Annotated in this window: 24 protein-coding genes; 14 read left to right on the plus strand and 10 right to left on the minus strand. The window is 53.3% G+C overall.

The window, feature by feature from the left end; translation table 11 throughout:
- Positions 1 to 271 precede the first annotated feature (271 nt).
- Positions 272 to 1,540 carry a nucleoside deaminase gene (locus TU92_RS04365; protein WP_112164736.1) on the plus strand — a complete coding sequence of 423 codons (1,269 nt, stop codon included), beginning with the start codon at positions 272 to 274 and terminating at the stop codon, positions 1,538 to 1,540.
- A gap of 86 nt (positions 1,541 to 1,626) precedes the next feature.
- Here the strand turns inward: TU92_RS04365 and TU92_RS04370 are convergent, their stop codons facing one another.
- Positions 1,627 to 3,132, minus strand: a complete 1,506-nt coding sequence (locus TU92_RS04370) for a UbiD family decarboxylase (RefSeq protein ID WP_112164737.1) — start codon at positions 3,130 to 3,132, stop codon at positions 1,627 to 1,629.
- Between the two features lie 119 nt (positions 3,133 to 3,251).
- Between TU92_RS04370 and TU92_RS04375 the strand changes: the two genes are divergently transcribed.
- Complete coding sequence (locus TU92_RS04375) at positions 3,252 to 4,136, plus strand: LysR substrate-binding domain-containing protein (RefSeq protein WP_112164738.1); 885 nt, start codon at positions 3,252 to 3,254, stop codon at positions 4,134 to 4,136.
- 12 nt (positions 4,137 to 4,148) lie between these two features.
- On the opposite strand, the gene TU92_RS04380 is transcribed toward TU92_RS04375, so the two are convergent.
- A complete protein-coding gene (locus tag TU92_RS04380) occupies positions 4,149 to 4,922 on the minus strand; it encodes an amidohydrolase (RefSeq protein ID WP_112164739.1) in 774 nt (257 codons plus the stop codon).
- A complete protein-coding gene (locus tag TU92_RS04385) occupies positions 4,910 to 6,070 on the minus strand; it encodes a pyridoxal phosphate-dependent aminotransferase (RefSeq protein ID WP_112164740.1) in 1,161 nt (386 codons plus the stop codon). Before TU92_RS04385 ends, TU92_RS04380 begins: the two co-directional genes overlap by 13 nt.
- 187 nt (positions 6,071 to 6,257) lie before the next feature.
- Here TU92_RS04385 and TU92_RS04390 point away from each other — a divergent pair, with 187 nt between their 5' ends.
- Genes TU92_RS04390 through TU92_RS04400 form a run of 3 tightly spaced genes read left to right on the plus strand, consistent with a single transcriptional unit; the run spans position 6,258 to position 8,112 of the window.
- A complete protein-coding gene (locus TU92_RS04390; RefSeq protein ID WP_112164741.1) occupies positions 6,258 to 6,872 on the plus strand; it encodes a methylthioribulose 1-phosphate dehydratase in 615 nt (204 codons plus the stop codon).
- Complete coding sequence (mtnC, locus tag TU92_RS04395) at positions 6,869 to 7,555, plus strand: acireductone synthase (RefSeq protein ID WP_112164742.1); 687 nt, start codon at positions 6,869 to 6,871, stop codon at positions 7,553 to 7,555. The genes TU92_RS04390 and mtnC overlap by 4 nt, the downstream gene beginning before the upstream one ends.
- 11 nt (positions 7,556 to 7,566) lie before the next feature.
- Entirely contained in the window at positions 7,567 to 8,112 is a 546-nt protein-coding gene (locus TU92_RS04400) for a 1,2-dihydroxy-3-keto-5-methylthiopentene dioxygenase (RefSeq protein ID WP_112164743.1), read from the plus strand.
- 165 nt (positions 8,113 to 8,277) lie between these two features.
- Here the strand turns inward: TU92_RS04400 and TU92_RS04405 are convergent, their stop codons facing one another.
- From TU92_RS04405 to mtnA, 4 genes are all read right to left on the minus strand, one after another.
- Entirely contained in the window at positions 8,278 to 8,937 is a 660-nt protein-coding gene (locus tag TU92_RS04405) for a DUF799 domain-containing protein (RefSeq protein ID WP_112164744.1), read from the minus strand.
- Positions 8,934 to 9,311 carry a DUF4810 domain-containing protein gene (locus tag TU92_RS04410; RefSeq protein WP_112164745.1) on the minus strand — a complete coding sequence of 126 codons (378 nt, stop codon included), beginning with the start codon at positions 9,309 to 9,311 and terminating at the stop codon, positions 8,934 to 8,936. The genes TU92_RS04405 and TU92_RS04410 overlap by 4 nt, the downstream gene beginning before the upstream one ends.
- 18 nt (positions 9,312 to 9,329) lie before the next feature.
- The gene (locus tag TU92_RS04415; protein ID WP_112164746.1) at positions 9,330 to 10,001 is read right to left on the minus strand and encodes a CsgG/HfaB family protein; all 672 of its coding nucleotides are present in this window, start codon (positions 9,999 to 10,001) and stop codon (positions 9,330 to 9,332) included.
- 315 nt (positions 10,002 to 10,316) lie between these two features.
- Positions 10,317 to 11,345 carry an S-methyl-5-thioribose-1-phosphate isomerase gene (gene mtnA / locus TU92_RS04420; RefSeq protein ID WP_112164747.1) on the minus strand — a complete coding sequence of 343 codons (1,029 nt, stop codon included), beginning with the start codon at positions 11,343 to 11,345 and terminating at the stop codon, positions 10,317 to 10,319.
- Positions 11,346 to 11,462: 117 nt separating this feature from the next.
- Here mtnA and mtnK point away from each other — a divergent pair, with 117 nt between their 5' ends.
- From mtnK to TU92_RS04435, 3 genes are all read left to right on the plus strand, one after another.
- Complete coding sequence (gene mtnK / locus TU92_RS04425; protein WP_112164748.1) at positions 11,463 to 12,662, plus strand: S-methyl-5-thioribose kinase; 1,200 nt, start codon at positions 11,463 to 11,465, stop codon at positions 12,660 to 12,662.
- 95 nt (positions 12,663 to 12,757) lie between these two features.
- Complete coding sequence (locus TU92_RS04430; protein WP_112164749.1) at positions 12,758 to 13,228, plus strand: YehS family protein; 471 nt, start codon at positions 12,758 to 12,760, stop codon at positions 13,226 to 13,228.
- A gap of 296 nt (positions 13,229 to 13,524) precedes the next feature.
- The gene (locus TU92_RS04435) at positions 13,525 to 14,925 is read left to right on the plus strand and encodes a carbohydrate porin (RefSeq protein ID WP_244207809.1); all 1,401 of its coding nucleotides are present in this window, start codon (positions 13,525 to 13,527) and stop codon (positions 14,923 to 14,925) included.
- A 123-nt stretch (positions 14,926 to 15,048) separates the two neighbouring features.
- Here the strand turns inward: TU92_RS04435 and fadE are convergent, their stop codons facing one another.
- A complete protein-coding gene (gene fadE, locus TU92_RS04440) occupies positions 15,049 to 17,517 on the minus strand; it encodes an acyl-CoA dehydrogenase FadE (protein ID WP_112164751.1) in 2,469 nt (822 codons plus the stop codon).
- A 269-nt stretch (positions 17,518 to 17,786) separates the two neighbouring features.
- Here fadE and lpcA point away from each other — a divergent pair, with 269 nt between their 5' ends.
- Positions 17,787 to 18,368 carry a D-sedoheptulose 7-phosphate isomerase gene (gene lpcA, locus TU92_RS04445; protein ID WP_112164752.1) on the plus strand — a complete coding sequence of 194 codons (582 nt, stop codon included), beginning with the start codon at positions 17,787 to 17,789 and terminating at the stop codon, positions 18,366 to 18,368.
- 26 nt (positions 18,369 to 18,394) lie between these two features.
- Positions 18,395 to 19,162, plus strand: coding sequence for a class II glutamine amidotransferase (locus TU92_RS04450; RefSeq protein ID WP_112164753.1), 768 nt, complete (start codon positions 18,395 to 18,397; stop codon positions 19,160 to 19,162).
- Here TU92_RS04450 and dpaA read toward each other — a convergent pair.
- Positions 19,133 to 19,858: a peptidoglycan meso-diaminopimelic acid protein amidase gene (dpaA, locus tag TU92_RS04455; protein ID WP_112164754.1), complete on the minus strand. Its 726-nt coding sequence runs from the start codon at positions 19,856 to 19,858 to the stop codon at positions 19,133 to 19,135. The genes TU92_RS04450 and dpaA overlap by 30 nt on opposite strands.
- A 281-nt stretch (positions 19,859 to 20,139) precedes the next feature.
- On the opposite strand from dpaA, the gene dinB reads away from it, so the two are divergent.
- A complete protein-coding gene (gene dinB, locus TU92_RS04460) occupies positions 20,140 to 21,198 on the plus strand; it encodes a DNA polymerase IV (RefSeq protein ID WP_112164755.1) in 1,059 nt (352 codons plus the stop codon).
- A 61-nt stretch (positions 21,199 to 21,259) separates the two neighbouring features.
- On the opposite strand, the gene pepD is transcribed toward dinB, so the two are convergent.
- Entirely contained in the window at positions 21,260 to 22,720 is a 1,461-nt protein-coding gene (gene pepD, locus TU92_RS04465) for a beta-Ala-His dipeptidase (protein ID WP_112164756.1), read from the minus strand.
- Between the two features lie 293 nt (positions 22,721 to 23,013).
- Here pepD and gpt point away from each other — a divergent pair, with 293 nt between their 5' ends.
- The 3 genes from gpt (at position 23,014) to crl (ending at position 25,365) form a co-directional block, all read left to right on the plus strand.
- Positions 23,014 to 23,472: a xanthine phosphoribosyltransferase gene (gpt, locus tag TU92_RS04470; RefSeq protein WP_013574288.1), complete on the plus strand. Its 459-nt coding sequence runs from the start codon at positions 23,014 to 23,016 to the stop codon at positions 23,470 to 23,472.
- Between the two features lie 177 nt (positions 23,473 to 23,649).
- Entirely contained in the window at positions 23,650 to 24,900 is a 1,251-nt protein-coding gene (gene frsA, locus TU92_RS04475; RefSeq protein ID WP_112164757.1) for an esterase FrsA, read from the plus strand.
- Between the two features lie 63 nt (positions 24,901 to 24,963).
- Positions 24,964 to 25,365 (plus strand): sigma factor-binding protein Crl, encoded by a 402-nt coding sequence (gene crl, locus TU92_RS04480; protein WP_112164758.1) that lies wholly within the window; start codon positions 24,964 to 24,966, stop codon positions 25,363 to 25,365.
- The last annotated feature ends 42 nt before the right edge of the window (positions 25,366 to 25,407 follow it).

Below are 25,407 nucleotides of genomic sequence, written 5' to 3' on the forward strand. Positions count from 1 at the left end.
TTATATTCACGCTCTGAAATGCATTAATTCAGAGCGTGAATGAAAATATTATATTTATCCAAGTTGTAAATAAATAAATTAAACATCGACGCCAGTAAAACATTTTTTAATAACTCATTCTGGTGCCAGTACTGGCACAACACCTTCCATTGTTTAAATGAAGATTAACTTGTCACGATGCAGTCTCTTTAATTTCGGCGTTATTAATCAACGACGCTTTACGAATTATTGAACCTCAATCAATACACTTAATCTAATGGAAGGAATTAATATGTGTAATTGTAATTGTAACTCGCAAAAAACAACCGCGGTCAAAGCCACGTATTCTACTGTTGAAGCCGCCGCTGCTGCTGCAGCGGATCAGGCGATGCTGGCGTATTGTCAGAATACTTTCAGCGTCGGTGGGGTGATGCTGGATGCCAGCGGTAATGTGCTGAATGCAATCCATAATAACGTCGTTATAGATAATAAAACCAATGACCCGACCGCTCACGGTGAAAGACAACTGATCGACTGGTATTACGATCAAATTGCTCAAGGTATTGAAATGCCTGCACCGTCGGATATTACCATTGTGACCTCGCTCGACCCATGTTGCATGTGTACCGGTTCGATTATTACCGGCGGTTTTAAGGTTATTTCCGCGGCTTTCGATACCTATTCTGGTATCAATTATGATACCAGGGCGGATTTCCCTTCACTTACTCCCGAACTGGCATTGGTGGCGCAGGATACATTCAGTTATCCGGCCGTGAACGGGGATAACTGTTTCTCCCGTCCGGCCAGTTCTGCGCCGGTACCGGCGTTCTTTACTGAAGACGTGATTAATGTTCAGACGCTGGCGCTGTGTGAATCGATTTTCGATGCCACCCTGACTCAGGTAAAAGAAAGCATCAATTCGGATTTGCCGCCGGATCAGTTAAAAAATATTAAAGAGCTGCCGTCAGATGACCCGATCGTGGTGGCGTTGAAGGCCATCTATCCGGATGCGCTGCAATATACCGCGCCAACACGTGGCGCGCCGGATGCCGGGCTGGCGCCATTCATGATTGATGCGGCGAATACTGATATTGCGCAGGGCGGTAAGGGGAATTCGGTCGCATTTCTCGATTACTTCGGTAATTTGCTGCTTTGCTTATCCGGTAACGAAAAAGCCTCGCTTATTCAGACGGCATTTTTGCTGGTGACCCGCAATTATGCTCAGTTGCGTTATAACCTGCGAAACAGTCAGGGCGATGAAAAAGTACTTCCTTATCTCGGCCATCCTAAATACGGTACTTTTGTATTTTCTCATGGTCCGGATGAGTCATCACACAGCCTGATTGAACTCGGCGCTTACGGATCGACAATGGAAGGGGCATTGCCCGCAGAAAACCCGGACTCATTCCAGTACGGAGTACCGACGATTACACAGGCTGAACTGGATGCGTATTGCCAGAAACTGCCGCCGTTATACAGCTCTGAGATTCAGGTGCATCCGCAACAGGTGCTGGATCAGGGGTTAATCGATGCGCTGACGTCAGGGCTGCCGACAGTTTGATCTCAGTAATTCCTCAATAAATCAAAGCCCGCCGGGTGAATAAACCTGGCGGGATTTTTTCGTTTTATGGCTGAGATATTGACGCTTTAATCAAACAGTTCCGGCGCAAACGGGCGTGGATCGACTTCCTGGAAGGGGGCGCGAACGAAGCGATCTTTCAGGGCAAAGGGCACGGTGCAGTCGAAAATGGTTTTACAGCTGATCCCGCGATCGCGAATGGACGGGCTATAATCCGGCATTTGTGACGGATCAAGCTGATGCCCGCGGATCCCCGGCAAAAACGTCGTGCTGCTATCCCCCTGATAGCGCGTCGACATTGCCCAAAGCACGTCGCTGCTGTCGAACAGATCCACATCCTCATCCACCAGAATCACGTTTTTCAATTCTGAATAAGCTGCCAGCGCAATCAGCGCGGCCTGTCCCTGACGACCTTCGTCGGTGGCGGTCCTTTTTTTTACCTGCAAGATCGCCAGAAATTTACCGCCGCCCGCCGAGTGGGCGTAAACGTTTTGCAGGAAGCCTGGAATGGCGGCTTCTACCGCGTTGTAAATACTCGCTTCGGTCGGGATGCCCGCCAGTGTGGTGTGCTCTTCGCCGGGGCCGACCAGGGTTTGTAAAATCGCCTGATGGCGCATAGTCACCGCTGTGACTTTGATCAGCGGCAGCGACGGATTGGCATCTCCGCAGTAGCCAGGGAATTCCGGCATCGCGTGGCCGGTATGCGTGTGCTGATCTTCCTGCACGCGGACGTTGGGGATAAGTTCGCCCTCAATCACTATCTCTGCGCGGGCTATAGATTTTTGCGGTACGGAAACGGCGTCCACCAGTTCCACCGCGCGGTTACGCAGCGCGCCCGCCACGGAAAGCTCGTCGAAGCCAAACGGGGTGGTCGGCGCTTCGAAACAGGCACCGATATAAATCGCCGGATCCAGCCCCATGTTGATGGTGATCGGCAGCGGTTTACCGGCGGCTTCGGCTTTCTGGCGGAACACTTCGATATGACGCCCGGCGGCCAGAAACATCGACAGTTCGTCTTTGCCCTGTACGCATAAACGGTGGATGGTCACATCGCTCACGCCCAGTTCCGGATCGCTTGCCAGCACCAGCCCGAGGCAGAAGAACGGACCAGCATCCAGCGGCGTGTTGGTCGGTGCGGGCAGCAGTTTGCGCAGATCAAAATCCGGATCGTCGGCACGAAAAATCTGCTCCTGACAGGGCGCGGATCCTGCACTCAGGTTCACGGGTTCGATCGGATTTTTAACCGCTTGCCCCATGTGAAACGCCAGATCTTCCGGTTTGCAGCCCAGCAGCAATCCGGCACGCTGACGGCTGGCGTGAACGCCGACCAGCACGCGTGAGCCCGGATACTCTTTGATGTTATTGAACATCATGGCAGGACCAATGCGCGTTGGGCGCTTAACCGTGCCGCCCGCGCCTATGTGGCGGTAAACCCCCGCCAGTTCGCCGTTGGGATCGACAATATGATCGGTTTCGATGTACTGACCGTGGTGCTGTTTGAGTAACGCGATGGCGCTGCGTAAATCATTGACGTCGCTGGCTTGCAGGGCGTGCTGAGGGGTCTGGCTTTTCATGATGATTTCCTGCGTAACTAAATTACCTTTACTCTGAGCCTTTAAAAGTCGGCGATCAATTGCATCGTTACGGTATTATTGATACGTTTTTCTTATCGATTTTACACAGAGCAGGGCGGATGGACTTCAAACACTTACGCTATTTCGTCACGCTGGCGGAAGAGTTACACATGGGGCGGGCGGCGGAAATGTTGTTGATCGCCCAACCGGCGCTGAGCCAGCAGATCAAAGCGCTGGAGGAGCGGCTGGATGTGCGGCTGTTTGTGCGCGCCAACCGCCGTCTGACGCTGACGCAAGCCGGTGTGGCCTTCGAGCAAAAGGCGCGGCTGGCGTTACAGATCGCCGAGAGCGGCGTGCGTGAGGCTCAGCGCACTGCGCGCGGTGAGCAGGGAACGGTGGCGATGGGGCACGTCGCCAGTGCGATGCTCAATGGCTTGCTGCCGGAGCGACTCAATCAGTTTCACCGCATTGCGCCACGCGTGACCATCGGACTGTCGCCGTATCCGGTGGACGCTATGTTCAAGGCGTTGGCCGATGAGATTCTCGATGTGGCGATTGTTCGCGCGCCCTATGGCCTTCTGCCGGACGGGCTGGAGCAGCAGCTCTTCAGCCGTGAACCTTTGCTGATTGCCCTGCATCATCTGCACCCGTTAGCCGCAGAAAGCCGTTTGCCGCTGGAGGCTCTGGCGCAAGATGAATGGCTGCTGATGGACGATAAACCGGGGATCGGGCTGGGGCAGGAAGTGCAGGATGCCTGCGCGCAGGCCGGATTCACGCCGCAGGTCGCTCAGCAGGTCAGGGATGTGGCAAGTATTGTCAGTCTGGCGGCGGCAGGGCTGGGCGTGGGGCTGGTTCCCGCGTCGGTATCCGTGATCCAACTGCCAGGTGTACGGTTTATTGTGCCGCAAAATACGTTGAAAGAGAGCGAGCTATGGCTGGTGTACCGCCGGTTCGAGCATTCCCCGGCGGTCAAAAAACTGCTCAGCGTTCTGATGAAGCGCTGAGGTGCGGACGGATTAATCGTGCAGTAAAAACGTATCGGCATCGCGCCATGCGGGGAAGGACTCGCGATAATCCTGCAACGCTTCCAGCGACAATTCGGCCTGAATGATCATCGCTGAGCCCGGCTCTGCGCGCGCCAGCTCTTCACCCTGCGGATTGATAATCAGGCTGTCGCCGCTGTAATGATGGCCGTTGTCGTCATCGCCGACGCGGTTACATCCGGCCACGTAGGCCTGATTTTCTATGGCGCGGGCGGTGAGCAGTGTCTGCCAGTGATGGCTGCGTCGGGCAGGCCAGTTGGCGACGTAGAGCGCCAGATCGTAATCCTGTTTATTGCGCGACGCGACCGGGAAACGCAGGTCGTAGCAGACCTGCGGCAGGATCCGCCAGCCGCGCCATTCGACGATTTCACGGCGTTTACCGGGAACATAATAATTGTGCTCACCGGCCATGCGGAACAGGTGGCGCTTATCATAAAAATGGACGTTGCCCTGCGGTTCAACCAGCAGGAAACGGTTCACGGCGCCGTCGGTGGTGCTCAGCGCCACGCTGCCGCCAATCATTGCATTGAGTTTTTGCGCCCACTGTTGCAGCCACTGCACCACGCGAGACTGCGGCAGCGCGCTGCCCGGTGCCTGCATGGCAAAGCCGGTGGTGAACATTTCCGGCAGGACTATCAGATCCCGACCGGTCAGCGCGCCGAGCAGGCTGTCGAAATGGGCGAGGTTAGCCTCGCCGTCCAGCCACACCAGCGGCTGTTGCAGTACGGACAGTTTTAAAGTTGACACAGGCGCTCCGAAGCCGCGTCCAGCGTGGCTTCCTGTTTGGCGAAGCACAGCCGGATCAGTTTATGTGGGAAAGGTGCGGCGCAGAATACCGACATCGGAATGGCCGCCACGCCCACATGTTCAGTCAGCCAGTGGCAGAATGCAACATCGTCAAGACTGGATACATCGCTGTAATCGACCAGAAGGAAATAGGTTCCCTGGCTCGGCAACACTTTCAGGCGGCTGTTCGCCAGCCCCTGCGCCAGACGGTCGCGCTTGGCCTGATAAAATGCCGGTAATTCCTGCCAGTGCTCCGGCGCTTCACGCAGCATATCTGCCAGCGCCAGCTGAACCGGGGTGGTGATCGAAAACGTCAGATACTGATGCACTTTGCGCAGTTCGGCGCTGATGACCGCCGGTGCGATGCAATACCCGACACGCCAGCCGGTCATGTGATAAGTCTTACCAAACGACGAAACCGCAATGGCGCGCTGACGCAGCTGCGGATGGCGCAGCACGCTGGCGTGACCTTCTGGTGCAAAGCAGATGTGCTCGTACACTTCGTCGCTGAGGACAAAAATGTGGCGATCGGCAATGACCTGCCAGAGTTGCTCGACGTCGCTGTCTTGCCAGACGGTCGCCGATGGATTGTGTGGGGTATTGATGATCACCAGTTTGGTGCGGTCGGTGACCTGATCGGCGAATTCCGCCCAGTTCACTTTGAATTCCGGCGGCTGGAGCTGGATGCGCTTCATCACGCCGCCTGCCAGTTCCACCGCAGGAGCGTAGCAGTCATAGCTCGGGTCGAAGGCAATCACTTCGTCACCTTTCGACACCAGCGCGGTAATCGCGATGTACAGGGATTCCGTCGCACCGGCAGTGATGGTGATGTCGGTATTGGCGTCGGGCGCGAAGCCGTAAATCTTTTCGGTTTTCGCGGCAATGGCTTCACGTAGCGGTGCAGTACCGGTCATCGGCGCGTACTGGTTCGATCCCTGACTGACGTGGTAAGCCAGACGCTCGCGCAGATACTCGGGGCCGTCGAAATCAGGAAAACCCTGCGAGAGATTAATGGCGTTATGTTTCTGCGCCAGAGCACTCATCTGAGTAAAAATCGTGGTGCCTAATGCGGGAAGTTTGCTTTGGGGGATCAGTGCGGCTGTGCTCATGGCGGGTCAATACTCCTGGACCGGTGCAGATAGCGATGTTGCTCACAATATAACACGATGTTAATATTTGGCAATCAAGACGCTTAGATGGCTAAATGCCAATTCAGTCTAGAACATATCAAATATTTATATATCGCGATTTTCACCTCGAAATCAGCCCATCAACGCACGGTTTTTCAGGAATACGATGACAGAAAATTTGCAACTGGGCGCGCTGCTGGCGGCCTGTCACTGGATTGGTCAGAAGGGCTGGAGCCCGGCGACCGGCGGCAATATGTCGGTGCGTTCGGGCGAAGAACATTGCCTTATCACCGAATCGGGCAAAGACAAAGGTTCGCTGACCGCAGAGGATTTCCTGCGGGTCGAACTGGCAAGCGGGCGGGCACCGGAGGGGCGTCGTCCTTCAGCGGAAACCGGTCTGCATACCATGCTCTATTCCCTTGACCCGCAAATCGGCGCGGTGCTGCATACCCATTCGGTGAATTCGACGGTACTGTCGCGCGTGGAACGCAGCGGTACGCTGGTGCTGGAGGGCTACGAGATGCAGAAATCCCTCAGCGGCCAGACGACGCATTTGGATCGGGTGCTTATTCCTATTTTTGACAACAGCCAGGAAATTCCCGCGCTGGCTGATAAAATTATGGCTTCAACAGAGCACGCGCCATTGCAGTATGGTTTTCTGCTGCGTGGCCACGGGTTGACCTGCTGGGGCAAAGATGTAGCCGAGGCGCGTCGCCATCTGGAAGGGCTGGAATTCCTGTTCCAGTGTGAACTGCAACGTCGTCTGCTGGAGGCAAAATGATCCGCGCCATCGTCACTGATATTGAAGGCACTACCACTGACATTCGTTTCGTGCATCAGGTTTTATTTCCTTATGCACGTCAGCGTCTGGCCGAATTCCTGCGTCATGAGCACGAACAACCTGACGTCGCAGCCGCACTCGATGCCCTGCGTGCCGAAATCGACAGGCCGCAGGCCAGTATCGAAGCGCTGATCGAGCAGCTTTTCACTTATATGGATAACGACGTGAAATCGACGTCGCTGAAAGTGTTGCAGGGCATCATTTGGCGTACCGGCTATGAAAACGGAGATTTTCGCGGACATCTGTATGAGGACGTCGCGCCGCAGTTGCAGGCGTGGCATGAAGATGGCCTGAAGCTCTGCGTCTATTCTTCCGGTTCGGTGGATGCGCAAAAACTGCTGTTCGGTCATAGCGACGCGGGCGATTTAACGCCGCTGTTTAGCGGTTATTTCGATACCCGCGTGGGCGCCAAGCGCGAGACTGAATCGTATCAGAACATCGCCGAGCAACTGATTTTACCGCCACAGGATTTACTGTTTTTATCTGACATCCGTCAGGAACTCGACGCCGCGCGTTTAGCGGGCTGGCACACCTGTCAGCTGATCCGCGACGATGCCGATGATGTCAGCGATCACCTGCAAGTTAATCGTTTTGATCAGATAGCCTTAGAAACATTCTTATAAGAGGGTTGACCATGAGTGCATTGACGATTTTTAGTGACCAGGATCCTTCGGCCCCCGTCTGGGAAAGCCGCGACGGTGACGCAATTGCCACCGAACTGAACAAAATTGACGTGCGTTTCGAGCGCTGGCAGGCCGATCGTGATTTAGGCGAAAACCCGCAGCCGCAGGACGTGATCGCCGCCTATCAGCATGAAATCGACAAGCTGGTGGCAGAAAAGGGTTACCAGAGCTGGGACGTTATCAGCATGCGCCCTGACAACGAACAGCGTGAAGTACTGCGCACCAAATTCCTCTCCGAGCATACCCATGGCGAAGACGAGGTGCGTTTCTTCGTCGAAGGTGCCGGGCTGTTTTGCCTGCATCTCAACGGCAAGATTTACCAGATCCTGTGTGAGAAGAACGACCTGATTTCCGTTCCTGCCAATACCCGCCACTGGTTTGATATGGGCGGCTCTCCGTCGTTCACGGCGATACGCGTATTTGATAATCAGGAAGGGTGGGTGGCGCACTTTACGGGCGATAAAATCGCCGATGCATACCCGCGGTTGGGAGAGTGATGTTTTGCCATTTGAAAGGCTTTAAACATTTTAAGGTTGAATTAGCGGCACAAAAAAAACCACCCGAAGGTGGTTTTTTTGTGCCGGTCAGATGAGCAGTCTGGTGCCTGAACAGGCTGTTTTGCGTACTGCGCTGTCCAGACTGCCAGCAACACCTGAGCGTGCTTAGCGCGTGACTGTTTTGCCATATTCTGGCGAACGTGGGCCATACAGCAGGCTGTCAGTCTGCGTTGCACTCAGCAGGCGATAGCTGGTGAGCCCGGCAATATCATGACCTTTATCGGACATCGTGCTGGAGATTTGCTTCACTGCCGCCTGCACCAACATTCCGATGATGCCGCCGTTGTTGTTGCTGTTTTCATTGTCCGAGGCTGTAGCGTTGCCGGTCCATAACACTTTGCCATTACGCAAATCGACCAGTTTGGCATTCGCCGTCACGCGCGTTTCGCTGGAAACCACCATATAGGTGCTGCCATAGCTGGTGATATCAATGTACAGCGCAGCGTCCGCACCGAAGATCTCACGTAACTTCGCCGCGCTGACTGAACGGATATCTTCCGCCGACGTCATGCCGTTCTGCTTGAAGGTTTCCTCCACCACGGCAACCGGGAAAACATAGTAGCCGTCTTCCGCCAGCGGCGTGGTTACGGTGGAAAGCATACTGTGGCTGGCGTTGATGTCCGGTGAATGGTTTACCGGCGGCAGTACCAGAATCGATTTCGGCTTGCTCTCTTTAAACGCGGTGTAATCATATCCCGGTTTCTTTGCGCAGCCGGTCAGCACCAGCGTGAAAGCGACTGTCAATAATACGAATAAACGCTTCATTTAGTTTTCCCTTTATTCTTCAGCAAAAAGTCCATGTAAGTTGCTGATTCCGGGAACAGGCTTTTTTCAGTATTGAATTCCTGGAATGCTAAATCAGTATGGCCGGTGTTGGCATAAAGTAATCCCAGCTGGGCGTGCAGGCCCGGTGGAACCGCTTTATTCGTCGCACGGGATTTCTCAATCGATTCTTTCAGTGAGGCGATTTGCTCCTCAGGGCCAACTTTATCGCCCTGATAGTACTGGTATACCGTTGTTTGATAATTGTCCCAGTTATAGAGCGATTTATCCGCCTTTGTAGAACAGCCCGCTAATAATAACAGCAGGGTAATAAGTCCGCCTTTTACCAGCGTACTTTGGGTTTTGCTTAAGGTCATTTTATAACATCCGTATTATTAATGAGTCGGGCGCCATGCACCGCTTTCGATACCGTTAACCAGATTATTCACCGCTTCACGAATCGCTAAATCCAGCACTTTGCCGTTTAACGTCGAGTCATAGCTTGCAGTACCGCCGAAGCCGATAATTTCGCGGTTGGACAGGGAGTATTCGCCTGCGCCCTGAGAGGAATAAACCACTTCTGAGGTCTGAACATTCACCACGTTCAGGCTGACTTTTGCATAGGCAATTTGTTGCTTACCGCGACCAAGGATGCCCCACAGCTGGTTGTCGCCCACTTCTTTACGACCAAACTCGGTGACGTCACCGGTGATCACGTAGTTTGCGCCTTTCAGGGTCTGAGCCTGGCCTTTAATACCGGCTTCTTCTTTAATTTCGGCCATGTTGGTACGGTCTAACACATTGAAGCGGCCGGTCTGTTGCAGATCGGTAACCAGAATGGTTTTAGACTGATTCCCCAGACGATCAACACCGTCGGAGAAAATCCCGCTCATGTAGCTGGAACGGTTATCAAATTTACCGACTGAAATCGGGCTGCGTGGGCCATTATATTGCGTGTTATAAGAAGCGACTTTCTGGACTTCCAGAGTACGCGAAGATTCTGTGGCACAGCCGGTTAATGTGCCTGCTGTAATCAATGCCGACAGAACCAAAACTGATTTCATCATGTTACTTTTCCTTGTCCATTTTATATATATTCAACGAAAGATAAACGTCCGTTAATTAATAAATAACTTAACTAAAATTTTGTGTTTTTTTACGTACAGGTATTTCACTTAAAGGCAGACACAATAAACGAATAGCCAATTTCTGTTGGATGCACGTGCTGAAATAGCCTCAGCGATGGCAGGCAATAAAAATAAAATGGCTAAGAATAATATTAACAGATAACCCCTTTCGGTTTCCTTACATTTGTACTGTTTTTTATCTATTGCATAAAAAAACAGCACCCTCCAGGTGCCGTTATATTGGATGAAAATTGTTTAGATCAGCGTCTGGTGGAAAATGCCTTCTTTCACCTGCTCCGGCGTTACCACGCCGATATCCAGCACCCATCCGCTGATCAATTCCGCCGGTGTCACATCAAACGCCGGGTTGTACACCTGCGCATCCACCGGTGCCCACTGAACGGAACCAAAGCTGCCGGTAACGCCGGTGACTTCGCGGGCATCGCGCTGTTCAATGGGAATGGCGGCACCGTCCGGGCAGTGCGGATCGTGCGTGGTATGTGGCGCGGCGACGTAGAACGGAATGCCGTGATATTTTGCCAGAACCGCCAGACTGTAAGTGCCGATTTTATTCGCCACGTCACCGTTGGCGGCGATGCGGTCAGCGCCGACCCAGATAGCATCGACCTGTTTTTGTGCCATCAGGCTTGCTGCCATTGAGTCACAAATCAGCTGATAAGGAATACCCAGCTCGCCAAGTTCCCAGGCGGTGAGACGTCCGCCCTGTAACAGCGGGCGGGTTTCATCCACCCAAACCTGCTGCACATGACCCTGTTCGTGCGCCCGACGGATCACGCCAATCGCGGTGCCGACGCCTGCGGTCGCCAGTCCGCCAGTGTTGCAGTGGGTCAGTAAGCGGCTGCCGGGCGTGACCAGTGTTGCGCCGTGCGTCGCAATGCTTTCGCACAATGTGCGATCCTCATCAACCAGGCGCAACGCTTCTTCCACCAGCGCGGTAACGAAATCAGGTCGCTGCAAAGCGATTTTCATCCGGTCGAGATTATTCATCAGGTTCACCGCCGTCGGGCGCGAAGCGCGAAGCCTGTCCAGTGAATGATGCAGTGCATCCTGCGGCATACCATTTTCGGCCAGCATTGCCAGAAGCAGGCTGGCGGATAAGCCAATCAGCGGCGCGCCCCGGACGCGCAGGCTGCGAATGTGATCCACCAGCTCACTGACGTCGCGACATTCGCGCCAGTCAGAACGCTGCGGCAGGGCCTGCTGATCGAGGATCCACAGCTGATTTTCACGAATACGTAAACTGGTGGTTGTGAGGCTTTGCATGGTTGGTTAAATCCTTGTTGCCCGGTTGCATCTGATTACTTATTCTGCCAACATGTTTTATAGATGTATAGACGTCTAAACGCTTTTAAGGCTGAAAAAAGAATTCGAGAGGTCAGGATGTCGCGCTACTACACGTTTACCGCCGCAGATGCCGTTGAATATGCCCGCCAGTTTGGTGGCGTGGCAGATCCGCAATCCCTGGTGACCGCCGATGAAATCGGTGACGGAAACCTGAATCTGGTGTTCAAGATCCGCGATTCGGCGGGGAAAAGCCGGGTGATCGTTAAACAGGCGTTGCCTTATGTACGCTGCGTGGGTGAATCCTGGCCGCTGACCTTAGACCGCGCCCGAATCGAAGCCGAAACCCTGATTATTCACGGAAAATATTGCCCGCAGCATACCGTTACCGTTTTGCATCACGATGCGGAACTGGCGGTGATGGTGCAGGAAGATTTATCGGATCATCAGATCTGGCGCAGCGAGCTGGTGCAGGGGAAATATTTCCCGCAGGCCGCCAGCCAGCTGGGGGAATATCTGGCGCAGACGCTGTTCCACACTTCCGATTTTTATCAGAACGCGCAGACCAAGAAAGCCGAGGTTTCGCGGTTCACCAACCCTGAACTGTGCCAGATCACTGAAGATCTGTTCTTCACCGATCCCTATGTCGATCACGAGCGCAATAACGTTGATCCGGTGTTGCTGCCGGAAGTGACTGCGCTGCGTGAAGATAAACCGCTGCGTCTGGCGGTGGCTTCACTGAAACATCGTTTCCTGAGTAAAGCCGAAGCACTGCTGCACGGCGATATCCACAGCGGCTCGATTTTTGTCGCCGAAGGGAAACTGAAAGCGATCGATGCCGAGTTCGGCTATTACGGACCGATCGGATTTGATCCCGGTTCTGCTATCGGTAACCTTCTGCTGAACTATTGCGGTCTGCCGGGGCTGGTGGGCGTGCGCGAGGCGGCGGACGGTCGTGAGCAACGTCTGAAAGATGTGCGCGAGCTGTGGCTGAGTTTCAGCGAACGTTTTCTGCAACTGGCGCGCGAGAAGTCACAGGATCCGGCTCTGGCGGAACCGGGCTACGCGGAGATTTTCCTGCAAGAGGTCTGGCGCGATACGGTTGGCTACTGTGGTGCGGAGCTGATTCGCCGCACTATCGGGCTGGCGCACGTTGCCGATCTCGATGCCATCAAAGACGACGCGATGCGTGCCGATTGTCAGCGTCATGCCCTGAGCCTGGGTCAAAAGTTAATGATTACGGCATCACAAATTGACGACGTGGAGTCTCTCATCGCACGCATCCGTCAGTTCAGCTAATCCTGTGAGTTTCTTGTATAATGCACGCCTTCGAGGTGCGTAGGGGTAAACCCGGTGGCATTTCCTCGGTTTACTTTTAACAGGAATACAGAATTATGATGCACAACCATGTCTTACGCAGCGTCCGCTACATGCTGGATATGAGCGAAGGTCAACTGATTGAGATCCTCAAGACAACGGGCACGCCGGTCAGTCCTGACGTGATGTCCCGCTATCTGAAAAAAGAAGATGAAGAAGGTTATATGGAAGTGCCTGACGAAGTGATGGCAAATTTCCTGAATGGCCTGATTACCTTCAAACGTGGCAAAGACGATCGCTTCCCGGCGCCGGAAGTGGAAAAACGTCTGACCAATAACATCATGCTGAAAAAGCTGCGTGTGGCATTTGAGCTGAAAACCGAAGATTTGATCGCCGTGCTTAATGCGGCAGATTTCAAAGTCTCCGAAGGTGAACTGAGCGCGTTCTTCCGCAAAGAAGGCCACAAGAACTACCGTCCGTGCGGCGATCAGGTTCTGCGCTATTTCCTCAAAGGCCTGACTGCGAAAGTCCGTCCTAAAAAAAACTGAGTATTGATGATTCAGCCGATAAATAATTAAATCGTATTTATCTAAATAATCTATTTACGGGGCGCCTTGAATAAAGGCGCCCCGTGTTACGTTTATTGGTTTTGTAAGTGCGAAATTTCGTTATAACAGTTTTACTTCACGTTTCCCCGGTTTGTTTTTTGACAGTTGATTCCTCTGGCTATTATCTTCATTTCTCGCCAAAACGCCTCTGGCTCTTATTTCTATAAAATAATACAGCTGAATTTAATTCAATGCTGATCGTTAATCTGGGTATAAGAAAAGGACATCAATATATGATGAAAATTAAGCCAATTGCCTTATTGATTGGTCTTGCTGTGTCGGGTTCCGTGCTGGCTGCGGGTTCGTCCTCCAGCCTGGAAGCCCGTATGGCAGTGCTCGAGCAGCGTCTTCAGCAGGCGGAAGCGCGGGCAGATACGGCAGAGAAACAGATCCAACAGTTGAAAAAACAAGATGTACAACGCGAGCAGGAAATTGCCAGTGTGAAAGAAGCCACGCCGGTGGAAGTGAAATCTGACGGTATCTCGACCAGCAAACCATTGACGTTAAATGGCTTCGATAATTTGAAATTGTATGGCGACGTGGAATTTAACGTAGACGGCGCAAGCCGTACCGGTCAATTAATATCGGCTAAAAGCGGTGACGGGAATAAATGGGCGGGCAGCAATGAACGCTGGGATGTTAATGGCCGTTTGTTGATTGGTCTTGATGGTTACCGCCGTAATGACAACGGGCAATTCTCCGGTTTCTCGGTGCAGCCGACTGCGGATCTCAACGGTTCGACCAATGTCGATGATGCAGCATTCTTCTTCGGTGAAGAGAAAAACTGGATGGCGAAAATCGGCCGCTTCGAAGCGTACGATATGTTCCCGCTGAATCAGGATACCTTTATTGAATACTCCGGTAATACCGCCAACGATTTGTACGCTGATGGCTACGGCTATGTGTACATGATGAAAGAAGGGCGCGGACGTAGTGACAGCGGCGGTAATATTTTGCTGAACAAAAATATCGGCAACTGGTATTTCGAACTGAACACGTTGATGGAAAATGGCACCTCGCTGTTTGCCGATCAAAACTACCACGGCAACAAACTCGAACAGGATAAAAACGTCGCGTATCTGCGTCCGATCATTGCCTGGAAAGGGGATGCGTTCTCCATCGCGGCGGCAATGGAAACCAACGTCGTCAATAATGCTTACGGCTATAAGAACGATCAGGGTGAAACCATCGATCAGTCCAAACGTAACGGTTACGGTATGACGATGACGTGGAACGGTCAGAAAGCCGATCCGCAGGACGGCATTGTGGCGAACCTGAGTACGGCGTACATGGATGCTTCTGACGAGAAAGACTTTACCGTCGGCACCAACGCGCTGTGGAAGAACTTCGAACTGGGTTACATCTTCGCGCATAACCGCATAGAAGAATTTAATGCTAACGGCCTGCGCCCGATGGATAACGATAACGCCGGCGATGACTGGTTCAGTGAACCGGGTAGCTACGATATTCATACGATCCACGCGAGTTACCTGATCCCGAACGTGATGAACATGCAAAACTTCAACGTCTATCTGGGCGCGTATGTGTCAATGCTGGAAGCGGATAAACATTACAGCAACGATAACGACAGCGATCAAAGGTATGGCGGGCGTGTCCGCTTTAAATACTTCTTCTGATTGCCCGTCAGATTTCGTGGTGCTCCCTGCAACCCGATTTATTTAGGGTAATCCGGCGAAATGTTGAAAAAAAAGCCTGAGTGCGTAAACACTCAGGCTTTTTTGATCCGTTAATCTTTTGGATTACGCGGCTTCGGTATGACGCGGTTTCGCTTCATCCTTTTTTACGCTGGCTTCCTCTTGCTTCGGCTGGTGTGCGGCCAGTTCGTGAGGTTCGAATTCATCAACGTTGATAGAACGCAGACGGCTCTCTTCCGCGCGGCTGAGAATTCGCGCATCGTCGGCGCTCAGATGACCGGCATCCAGACCTTTCTGCGCCAGAATATCCAGACGGGTGAACGGCAGCTTTTTACCCATCGCGTCACACAGGCGTTTATGCACCGGTTCGGCAGCCAGAATATCTTCCAGCGCCTGCTCCAGCAAACCGACCGGGTTGTGCTCGCTTGGCGTCAGATACTGACCGCGACCTATGCGGCTGCGGGTCGCAGACGGTACCTGCAGAATACGCGCCAGCTCATGGTCCAGACGGTCGGACGGTGCCGCGTGCGTGCCGCCCAGCGGGAACACCACCAGACGCATCAAGCCTGCGATAAAGCGGTTCGGGAAGTTACGCAGCAAGTCGTCAATCGCCACTTCTGCCTGATGCAGACAATCCTGCACGCCCCAGTGAACCAGCGGTAAATCGGCTTCGTGACAACCTTCTTCATCAAAACGTTTCAGCGTGGCGGTCGCCAGATACATCTGGCTGAGGATATCGCCGAGGCGCGCCGAAATACGTTCACGACGTTTCAGGCTGCCGCCGAGCACGCCCATCGACACGTCAGCCAGCAGCGCAAGGTTGGCACTCAGACGGTTGATGTGTTGATAGTAGCGGGCGGTCGCGTCATTCACCGGCGTATCGCTGGTGCGGCCACGGGTCAGGCCGAGCCAGAAACTGCGCATGGTGTTGCCGCCGACGTGGCCGAGATGTCCGAACAGTGCGCGGTCAAAATCAACCAGATCGTTTTTCTCTGCCGCCGCCATTTCGCGCAGAACGTAAGGATGGCAACGGATCGCGCCCTGACCGAAGATAATCATGCTGCGGGTGAGAATATTGGCACCTTCGACGGTAATCGCAATTGGCGCGCCCTGATAGGTACGAGCCACAAAGTTGCTCTTACCGAGCATAATGCCTTTCCCGCCGGTGATATCCATCGCATCCATCACGGCGCGCTGGCCACGGTGCGTACAGTGGTATTTCACAATCGCCGACAGCACTGCCGGTTTTTCGCCAAGCATGATGCCGTTGGTGATAAGCGTCGCCGCAGCGTCCATCACATAAGCGTTACCCGCAATGCGCGCCAGCGGTTCTTCGATGCCTTCCATTTTGCCGATCGGCAGTTTGAACTGACGGCGGATATAGGCGTAAGCACCGGTCGCCAGCGCCAGTGATTTCAGGCTGCCGGTTGAGTTGGAGGGCAGCGTAATGCCACGGCCAACCGACAAGCATTCCACCAGCATACGCCAGCCCTGACCGGCCATTTTCGGGCCGCCGATGATGAAGTCAATTGGTACGAAAATGTCATTACCGCGCGTCGGGCCGTTCTGGAACGGGACGTTAAGCGGGAAGTGACGATGGCCGATTTCCACGCCTTTGGTATCAGTCGGGATCAGCGCACAGGTGATGCCCAGTTCGGTATCATTGCCGAGCAGGTGATCGGGATCTTTCAGTTTGAACGCCAGACCGAGCACGGTGGCAATCGGTGCGAGCGTGATGTAACGCTTGTTCCACGTCAGGCGCATGCCGAGCACTTCTTTGCCCTGCCACTGGCCTTTACAGACGATACCGAAATCGGGGATTGCACCGGCATCAGAACCGGCTTCAGGGCTGGTCAGCGCGAAACACGGAATTTCCAGACCTTCGGCCAGACGTGGCAGATAGTGATCTTTTTGTTCTTCAGTGCCGTAATGTTGCAGCAGTTCGCCCGGACCGAGGGAGTTCGGAACGCCGACGGTGATCGCCAGAATGCCGGACACACCTGCCAGTTTCTGTAAAACGCGCGCCTGGGCGTAAGCGGAGAATTCCAGACCGCCGTATTCTTTCTTAATGATCATCGCGAAGAAGCGATGTTCTTTCAGATACGCCCACAGCTCCGGCGGCAAATCGGCCAGTTCATGGGTTATCTCAAAATCATTCGCCATGCGGCAGGCTTCTTCCACCGGGCCGTCGATAAAGCGCTGCTCTTCTTCGGTCAGGCGTTGTTCCGGGTAATCCTGCAACTTTTTCCAGTCTGGCTTACCGCCAAACAGATCGCCTTCCCACCACGTCGTACCGGCTTCAATGGCTTCTTTTTCCGTGCGGGACATGGCGGGCATGACCTTACGGAAGGTGCGAAGCGCCGGTCCTGAGAATAATGCGCGACGTACGGCAGGGATGTTCAGTGGCAACAAAATGATCGCCAGCGGCAGCAACAGCCACAGCGTCCACAGGTTGATTGCGCCCATCACGGCGGTAAACGCCAGCAAAATCAGGCTGCTAATAGGAAGATTGACGCGGTGATAGAACAGCGCGCCCAGGATAACGACAAATGCAACAATGCTAAGAACCATCATAGTAAAGCTCCTGAGTAGTAGGAGGTCTGACCTGTTGTAGGGATATAATGGTTTTAGTCCATGCTCATTTCTTTATCAATGTGTTTACATACTAATTACAACACAGCTCACAAACCGGCCGCACGAAGCGTCAAAAATGGAAACTATCGGAATCATTACCGCTTCATTGCTTCTCGGCGATCCGCCGATCCGTTACACTGCACAGCGGAAAGTTTTATTGCTATCGGCCGCGTTTGACACGGCTGCAAATGGACATAAAAGAGGTTGCTATGTACCAGGATATTATCCGTACTGAACTGAACGAAGCTGCTGAAACGCTGAATAAATTCATCAGCGATCCGGCAAATATTGAGTCTATTCAACGTGCAGCAGTACTGCTGGCCGATTCCTTTAAAGCGGGCGGGAAAGTGATTTCCTGCGGCAACGGCGGATCACACTGCGACGCTATGCACTTCGCGGAAGAACTGACGGGCCGTTACCGTGAAAACCGCCCCGGCTACCCGGCGATTGCGATTTCCGACGTCAGCCACATCTCCTGTGTCGGCAACGATTTCGGTTACGAATACATTTTCTCCCGCTATCTGGAAGCGGTAGGCCAGAAAGGCGACGTGCTGCTCGGCATCTCGACTTCAGGTAATTCCGGCAACGTGATTAAAGCCATCGAAGCTGCCCGCGCCAAAGGCATGAAAGTCATTACCCTGACCGGTAAAGACGGCGGTAAAATGGCCGGTTCTGCCGACGTGGAAATCCGTATTCCGCACTTTGGTTTTGCAGACCGTGTGCAGGAAATCCATATTAAAGTCATTCATATTTTAATTCTCTTGATCGAAAAAGAGATGGCGAAGGCGTAAGACCTTTGTTGTAAAGGAGGCGGGAGATGTGCGAATTGCTCGGGATGAGCGCTAACGTTCCTACTGATATTTGCTTTAGCTTCAGTGGATTAGTGCAGCGCGGTGGCGGGACAGGCCCGCATAAAGACGGTTGGGGCATTACCTTCTACGAGGGGAATGGCTGTCGTACTTTCAAAGATCCGTTGCCGAGTTTTAATTCGCCCATCGCCCGCCTTGTTCAGGAATACCCGATCAAATCCTGCGCGGTGATTTCCCATATTCGTCAGGCAAACCGTGGCGAAGTGGCGCTGGAAAATACCCATCCGTTTACCCGCGAACTGTGGGGCCGCAACTGGACTTATGCGCACAACGGTCAGCTGCGCGGTTATCGTCAGCTCGACACCGGTACGCTGCGCCCGATAGGTCAGACCGACAGCGAATACGCGTTTTGCTGGCTGCTGCACAAGCTGACGGAACGTTATCCGCGTCGGCCTGCGAGCTGGCCTGCGGTATTTCGCTTCATTGCGTCGCTGGCGGATGAGTTAAGACAGAAAGGGGTGTTTAACATGCTGTTGTCGGACGGGCATTTTGTGATGGCCTATTGTTCGACAAATCTGTACTGGATCACGCGCCGCGCGCCGTTCGGCAAGGCCACGTTGTTGGATCAGGATGTAGAGATTGATTTTCAGCAGCAGACGACACCCAATGATGTCGTCACCGTGATTGCCACACAACCGCTGACTGCAAACGAAACCTGGAACAAGATTGCCCCAGGCGAGTTCGCGTTATTTCACCTGGGTGAACGCCAGCTGTGAGGACAGCGGGGTATTGGACAGCGGCTGAAGCACTTCATATTTACCGTCAGTTACCACCACGTTGGGTGCCTGATGGTGTTTCTCAAAGTACGCATATCCCGGCTGGAGCTGACGCCAGAAGTTAATGTAGCTTGAGTTTTTGTGCGCCTGCATGTTGGCATCAGTCATACGGAACGGATAAATACTGATTTGCATATTGCGCTGGCCGAACTGGAAAGCAGCCTGGACATAGGTGAAAATTTCATCCATGTAGCCGTCGGTCATCGCGTAGCAACCGATTGATTTACAGTTACCGTGGATCATCAGGTACTTGCCTGAGTAACCCTGGGAAATGTCATAGGCGTTCGGGAAACCGATATTGATCGCGCGATAAAAGCGGCTGTCTGGTTTCAGGTGGTGAATATCCACATTGTAGAAACCTTCCGGACTTTTGAAATCGCCTTCACGACGTTTATTTCCCAAACCACCAGAAAAGTCGCAGATGCCGTAGCTGCCGATCAGACGAAATTCGCCGTCGAGCTGCGCGTACATTTCGAGTTTACGTTCTTGCTTGAAAATCTGGATATATACCGGAGCGCCTAACAACTGCTTTTTAAGCGCAGCGTTGACCGGGACAGGTTCGCTGGCCACGGCGTAATTTGCTGTAAATAAAGGCAAACTGAGGAGCATCGCAAGGAACAGCGCGATTCTGATCATTCTAAATCCTGCTTAATAATAATTCTGATGTTTTGTCTCTCAGATGAAACCATCTTTAAGACCGCCACTGATTGATTCTTATGTACAGCCTGTCTCAAACGCTGCCATATTAATACTGATTAATATTTTAGCAATCACCAAATAATGAATAATGAATGTCGTATTGTTAAATATGTGTACTTGCCAGAATGGGTGATTAATTAACCCAAATTTACCGCCATTTTCTGTGTTTGAAATTGCATCCATTCACTGTATACTTATACAGTCATCAGGGGAGGGGTATGCGTAAAATCATTCACGTGGATATGGACTGCTTTTTCGCGGCCGTTGAGATGCGCGATGATCCGTCCCTGCGCGACATTCCGATCGCCATCGGCGGCAGCCGCGATCGTCGTGGTGTGATAAGCACGGCCAACTATCCGGCACGCAAATTCGGCGTCCACAGCGCGATGCCCACCGGAATGGCTTTGAAACTCTGCCCGCACCTGAAAGTCATCCCCGGCAGAATGGAAGCCTATAAAGAAGCCTCTCACCACATCCGTGAAATCTTTGCGCGTTATACGCCGCTTATCGAACCCTTGTCTCTCGACGAAGCCTATCTGGACGTGTCAGACGCCACCCAGTGCAACGGCTCGGCGACGCTTATTGCCGCCGAAATCCGTCAGGCGATATCTGATGAAATCAATCTGACCGCTTCGGCCGGTATCGCGCCCATCAAGTTTCTGGCGAAAATCGCCTCTGACCTGAATAAACCCAACGGCCAGTTCGTGATCACGCCGGATGAAGTCGATGCGTTTTTACAAGATTTACCGCTGAGCAAAATTCCCGGCGTCGGTAAAGTGACCGCCCAGCGCTTGCAGGAGCACGGGCTAATTACCTGCGGTGATGTGCAACGCTATGATCTGGCAACGTTGCTCAAAGGTTTTGGCAAGTTTGGACGGGTCCTGTGGGAGCGTTGTCAGGGTATCGACGAGCGGGAAATTTCCGCTGAACGGCTGCGTAAATCAGTGGGCGTCGAGCGCACACTGGCGGAAGATATTCACAGTTGGGAAGAGTGTGCGGCGTTGATCGAACGCTTATATCCCGAACTGCATACGCGGCTGAGCAAAGTCAGCCCTACGCTTCGCATCGCGCGGCAAGGCGTAAAACTCAAATTCCATGATTTTCAGCAGACCACGCAGGAACACGTCTGGCCGGTGCTCAATAAAGAAGATTTACTGAAAGTCGCGCGGGAAGCCTGGGAACAACGACGGGGCGGGCGGGGCGTAAGGCTGGTGGGACTGCACGTGACGTTGCAGGATCCGCAGATAGAGCGGCAGTTGCTGTTGCCCTGGGAATAATTTCACGCGTTTGTAGGGGTGCTTTAAGCTCCTCCCCTGCGAAGGGGGAGGAGCTTAAAAATCAGTTCTTCTGAGGAATCGCCTTCAGCAACGCTGTCAGCAGTTTCCAGTACAGCTCAACGCTTTCGATTTCAACCTGCTCATCCGGCGAGTGCGGGCCGGTGATGGTTGGCCCGATGGAAACCATGTCCATGTCCGGGTACGGTTTTTTAAACAGACCGCATTCCAGACCGGCGTGGATCACCATGATGTTCGGGGTTTTATTGAACAGCGTTTCGTAAGTTTCACGCACCAGCGTCATCACCGGCGAGCTTGGCTCTGGTTTCCAGCCCGGATAGCTGCCTTTTGCCAGACTTTTCGCACCAGACAGCGCGCTCAGTGAGTTCAGCATGCTGACCACGTACTCTTTCCCGCTGTCGATCAGGGAACGGATCAGGCTGTTGATCGCCACTTCGTCATCTTTCATGGTGACAACGCCGACGTTCAGAGAGGTTTCGACCACGCCTTTCACGTCATCGCTCATGCGGATCACACCGTTTGGCGTGGCATTAAGCAGCGCGAGGAATTTGCCCTGGGTTTGTGCCGTCAGCGCTTTCGCGTTGCTTTGTTCAGCTTCAACCACCAGCGCGATTTTCTTCTCTACCGCAGACAGTTCGAACTGGATCGTCGCCAGGAATTCCTGTGCAGCCGCTTTCAGTGCGTCAGATTTGTCAGAGGCAATCGCCAGCGTCGCAATGGCTTCGCGCGGAATAGCGTTACGCAGCGTACCGCCGGTGAAGTCCAGCAGTCGCAGGCCGAGAGAGTCGGCGTGATCGGCCAGGAAACGTGCCAGCAGTTTGCTGGCGTTGCCCAGACCCAGATGAATGTCTGCGCCGGAGTGGCCGCCTTTCAGGCCTTTCAGGGTCAGTTTCAGCGTGGTGAAACCGGCCGGTACGGCTTCGCGGCTCAGCGGCAGCGTGGCAGTGAAGTCGATCCCGCCCGCGCAACCCATGTAGATTTCGCCTTCGGTTTCGGAATCGGTGTTGATCAGGATTTCAGACTGTAACCAGTTTGGTTGCAGGCCGAATGCGCCCGCCATGCCGGTTTCTTCAGTCATGGTCAGCAGCACTTCCAGCGGGCCGTGTTCGACGCTTTCATCCGCCAGAACCGCCAGCGCAGAGGCCAGACCAATACCGTTATCAGCACCCAGCGTGGTGCCGCGTGCTTTTACCCAACCGTCTTCGATAAACGGCTGGATGGGATCTTTAGTGAAATCATGAACGGTATCGTTGTTCTTCTGCGGCACCATATCGAGGTGAGCCTGCAGGGCGACGGCTTTGCGATTTTCCATGCCCTGGGTGGCCGGTTTGCGCAGCAAGATATTGCCGACTTCATCACGCTCAGCGTGGATACCTTTTTCCTGTGCCCATTCAACGATGTGTTTTGCCAGCGCTTCTTCATGATAAGAAGGGTGCGGAATCGAACATACTTTGGCAAAAATATCCCACAACGGTTGTGGCGAAAGCTGAGACAGTTCAGACACTATAAGTCTCCTGTAACAGTCAGCTCATTCAGGCTCCATGTGCAGGCGAACTGATTGAGATGCTGTAGGTTTAAGGTTGAGTAATCCCCGCCAGACGTTGTGGCGAGTGGCCTGACAGAATATCACTTAATCTGATGCTGTGCGCGTATGTGGGGAGAAAATCCGGGGTTTTTGGGCACCTGATACCAGATAATCGCTGGTTTTTGTGAGCCAGAATCTCTATAATCCCGCGCAACCTTTTTTCCCCCGAATATATTCTTAGAAGCCGTCTTTTCACTGGCTGGGACACCTTTATGAGCGAAAAATACGTTGTAACCTGGGACATGCTGCAAATCCACGCCCGCACGATGGCTAAACGTCTGCTGCCGGCAGAACAATGGAAAGGCATTATTGCAGTCAGCCGTGGCGGCCTGGTCCCGGCAGCGTTACTGGCGCGTGAACTGTGTATCCGTCACGTAGACACCGTCTGTATCTCCAGCTACGACCATGACAATCAGCGCGAAATGCAAGTGCTGAAACGCGCAGAAGGTGACGGTGAAGGCTTTATCGTAATCGATGATCTGGTAGACACCGGCGGCACCGCGAAAGCCATCCGTGAGATGTACCCGAAAGCTCACTTCATCACTATCTTTGCTAAACCAGCTGGCGCACCGCTGGTCGATGACTACGTGATAGACATCCCGCAGAACACCTGGATCGAACAGCCGTGGGATATGGGCGTCGTGTTTGTTCCTCCTTTAGTGGGAAAATGATTTACTGCGCTTTATAAAAGACGCCTGGCTCATTGCCGGGCGTTTTGCTTTCATTGACTTGAAATCCCTTTCGCTTGACCTCACTCCTGTCTTGTCGCACCGTTAACACGTTATAATCCCCTCATGAAAGGGTGGCCTGCGGGCGACCATCTGCTTGCTAACGGAGGATCATGCATTATGGCGCCAGTCAATCTCACGGAAAAACTGTTCAAACCTTCCTTCAAATACCCGGAAACCTCGACGCTTGTCCGTCGCGTTCATCATCACAACGTTCACCCGCCGATGCACTCAGCGCTGGAAGGGGATACGGTGAATTGCTGGTACCGGACCATTAACCGTCTGATGTGGATGTGGCGCGGCGTGGATCCGCTCGAAGTGGAAGAGGTGCTGTCGCGCATTGCGGTTTGCAAAGCCGAGCACAGCAATCCGCTGCTGCTCGATACGGTCATCGGCTATCGCAACGGCAACTGGATTTATGAATGGTCGAATCAGGCCATGCTCTGGCAGAAGAAAGCCGCAGAAGAGTCAGATGCAGATCTGGCCAGCGAATACTGGCTGAAAGCTGCCAACCTTTACAGTATCGCCGGTTATCCGCATCTCAAAGGCGATACGCTGGCGGAACAGGCCGAAGCCCTGGCGAACAAAGCGTTTGAGAAATCCTCCGAGCATTCGCCTTATGAACTCAAAGAGCTGGATTTTGCGATCCCTGGCGGTGCGCCGATCACCGGTTTCCTGCATCTGCCGAATGAAGGCAAAGCGCCGTTCCCGACGGTGATGGTCTGTGGCGGTCTGGATACGTTACAAAGTGACCATCAGCGCCTGTTCCGTTCTTATCTGGCGCCGATGGGCATTGCGATGCTGACCATCGACATGCCGTCGATCGGTTTTTCCGCCAAGTGGAAACTGACCCAGGACACCAGCTTCCTGCATCAGCAGGTGTTGCAGCAGTTGCCGAATGTTCCGTGGGTGGATGCCGGGCGCGTCAGCCTGCTGGGTTACCGTTTTGGCGCCAACGTCGCCGTGCGTCTGGCATATCTCGAACCGCGCCGCGTGCGCGCTGTCGCCACGTTGGGTGCGCTGGTGCATACGCTGCTCAGTGACCCAAAATGTCAGGAACAGGTGCCGGATATGTACATGGACGTGCTGGCCAGCCGCATCGGCATGTCCAGCGCGTCGGACTCGGCGCTGAAAACCGAACTTAATCGTTATTCTCTGAAAATGCAGGGCCTGCTGGGGCGCAGAACGCCGACGCCGATGCTTGCCGCATACTGGGAGAACGATGTGTTCAGTCCGAAGAGCGAAGCGAAGCTGATAGCGGATTCCTCCTCTGACGGCAAGCTGATGGCTATCCAGAGCGAGCCGCTTTATCAGCACTTTGATCGTGCATTACATGAGATTTGCGAGTGGCTGCAAAAGAGAATGCAATAACTTAATGGTTGCTTATTCTTAACGTTTTGCTAAAAAGGATCGTCTTTATATGGAGGTTGTACTATGACGTTACCAAGTGGTCATCCTAAAAGCAGGCTAATGAAACGTTTCGGTACGTTGGGGCCGTACATTAGAGAAGGGAAATGCGAGAACGACCGCTTTTTCTTTGACTGCTTAGCTGTCTGTGTCAACGTGAAGCCCGCGCCAGAGAAGCGTGAGTTCTGGGGCTGGTGGATTGAGTTACAGGCCGAAGCCGAACGTTTTACCTACGTGTATCACTTCGGTTTGTTCGACAAAGAAGGCGACTGGAAGGCTCAAAACATTAAGGATGCTGAAGTTCGCGAGAAGCTTGAGACGACGTTGGTAGGGTTTCACAAAAAACTCAATGCCATGATTGTAGAAATGTCTCTCAAACTGGAACCTGCTGATGATTTCAGCGAAGAACCGGTGAAGCTTTCTGCCTGACCTTTCGCACCATTGCGTACTACCCATTCCCATCATGAATGC

The sequence above is a fragment of the Rahnella inusitata genome, from assembly GCF_003263515.1.
Lineage (GTDB): Bacteria > Pseudomonadota > Gammaproteobacteria > Enterobacterales > Enterobacteriaceae > Rahnella > Rahnella inusitata.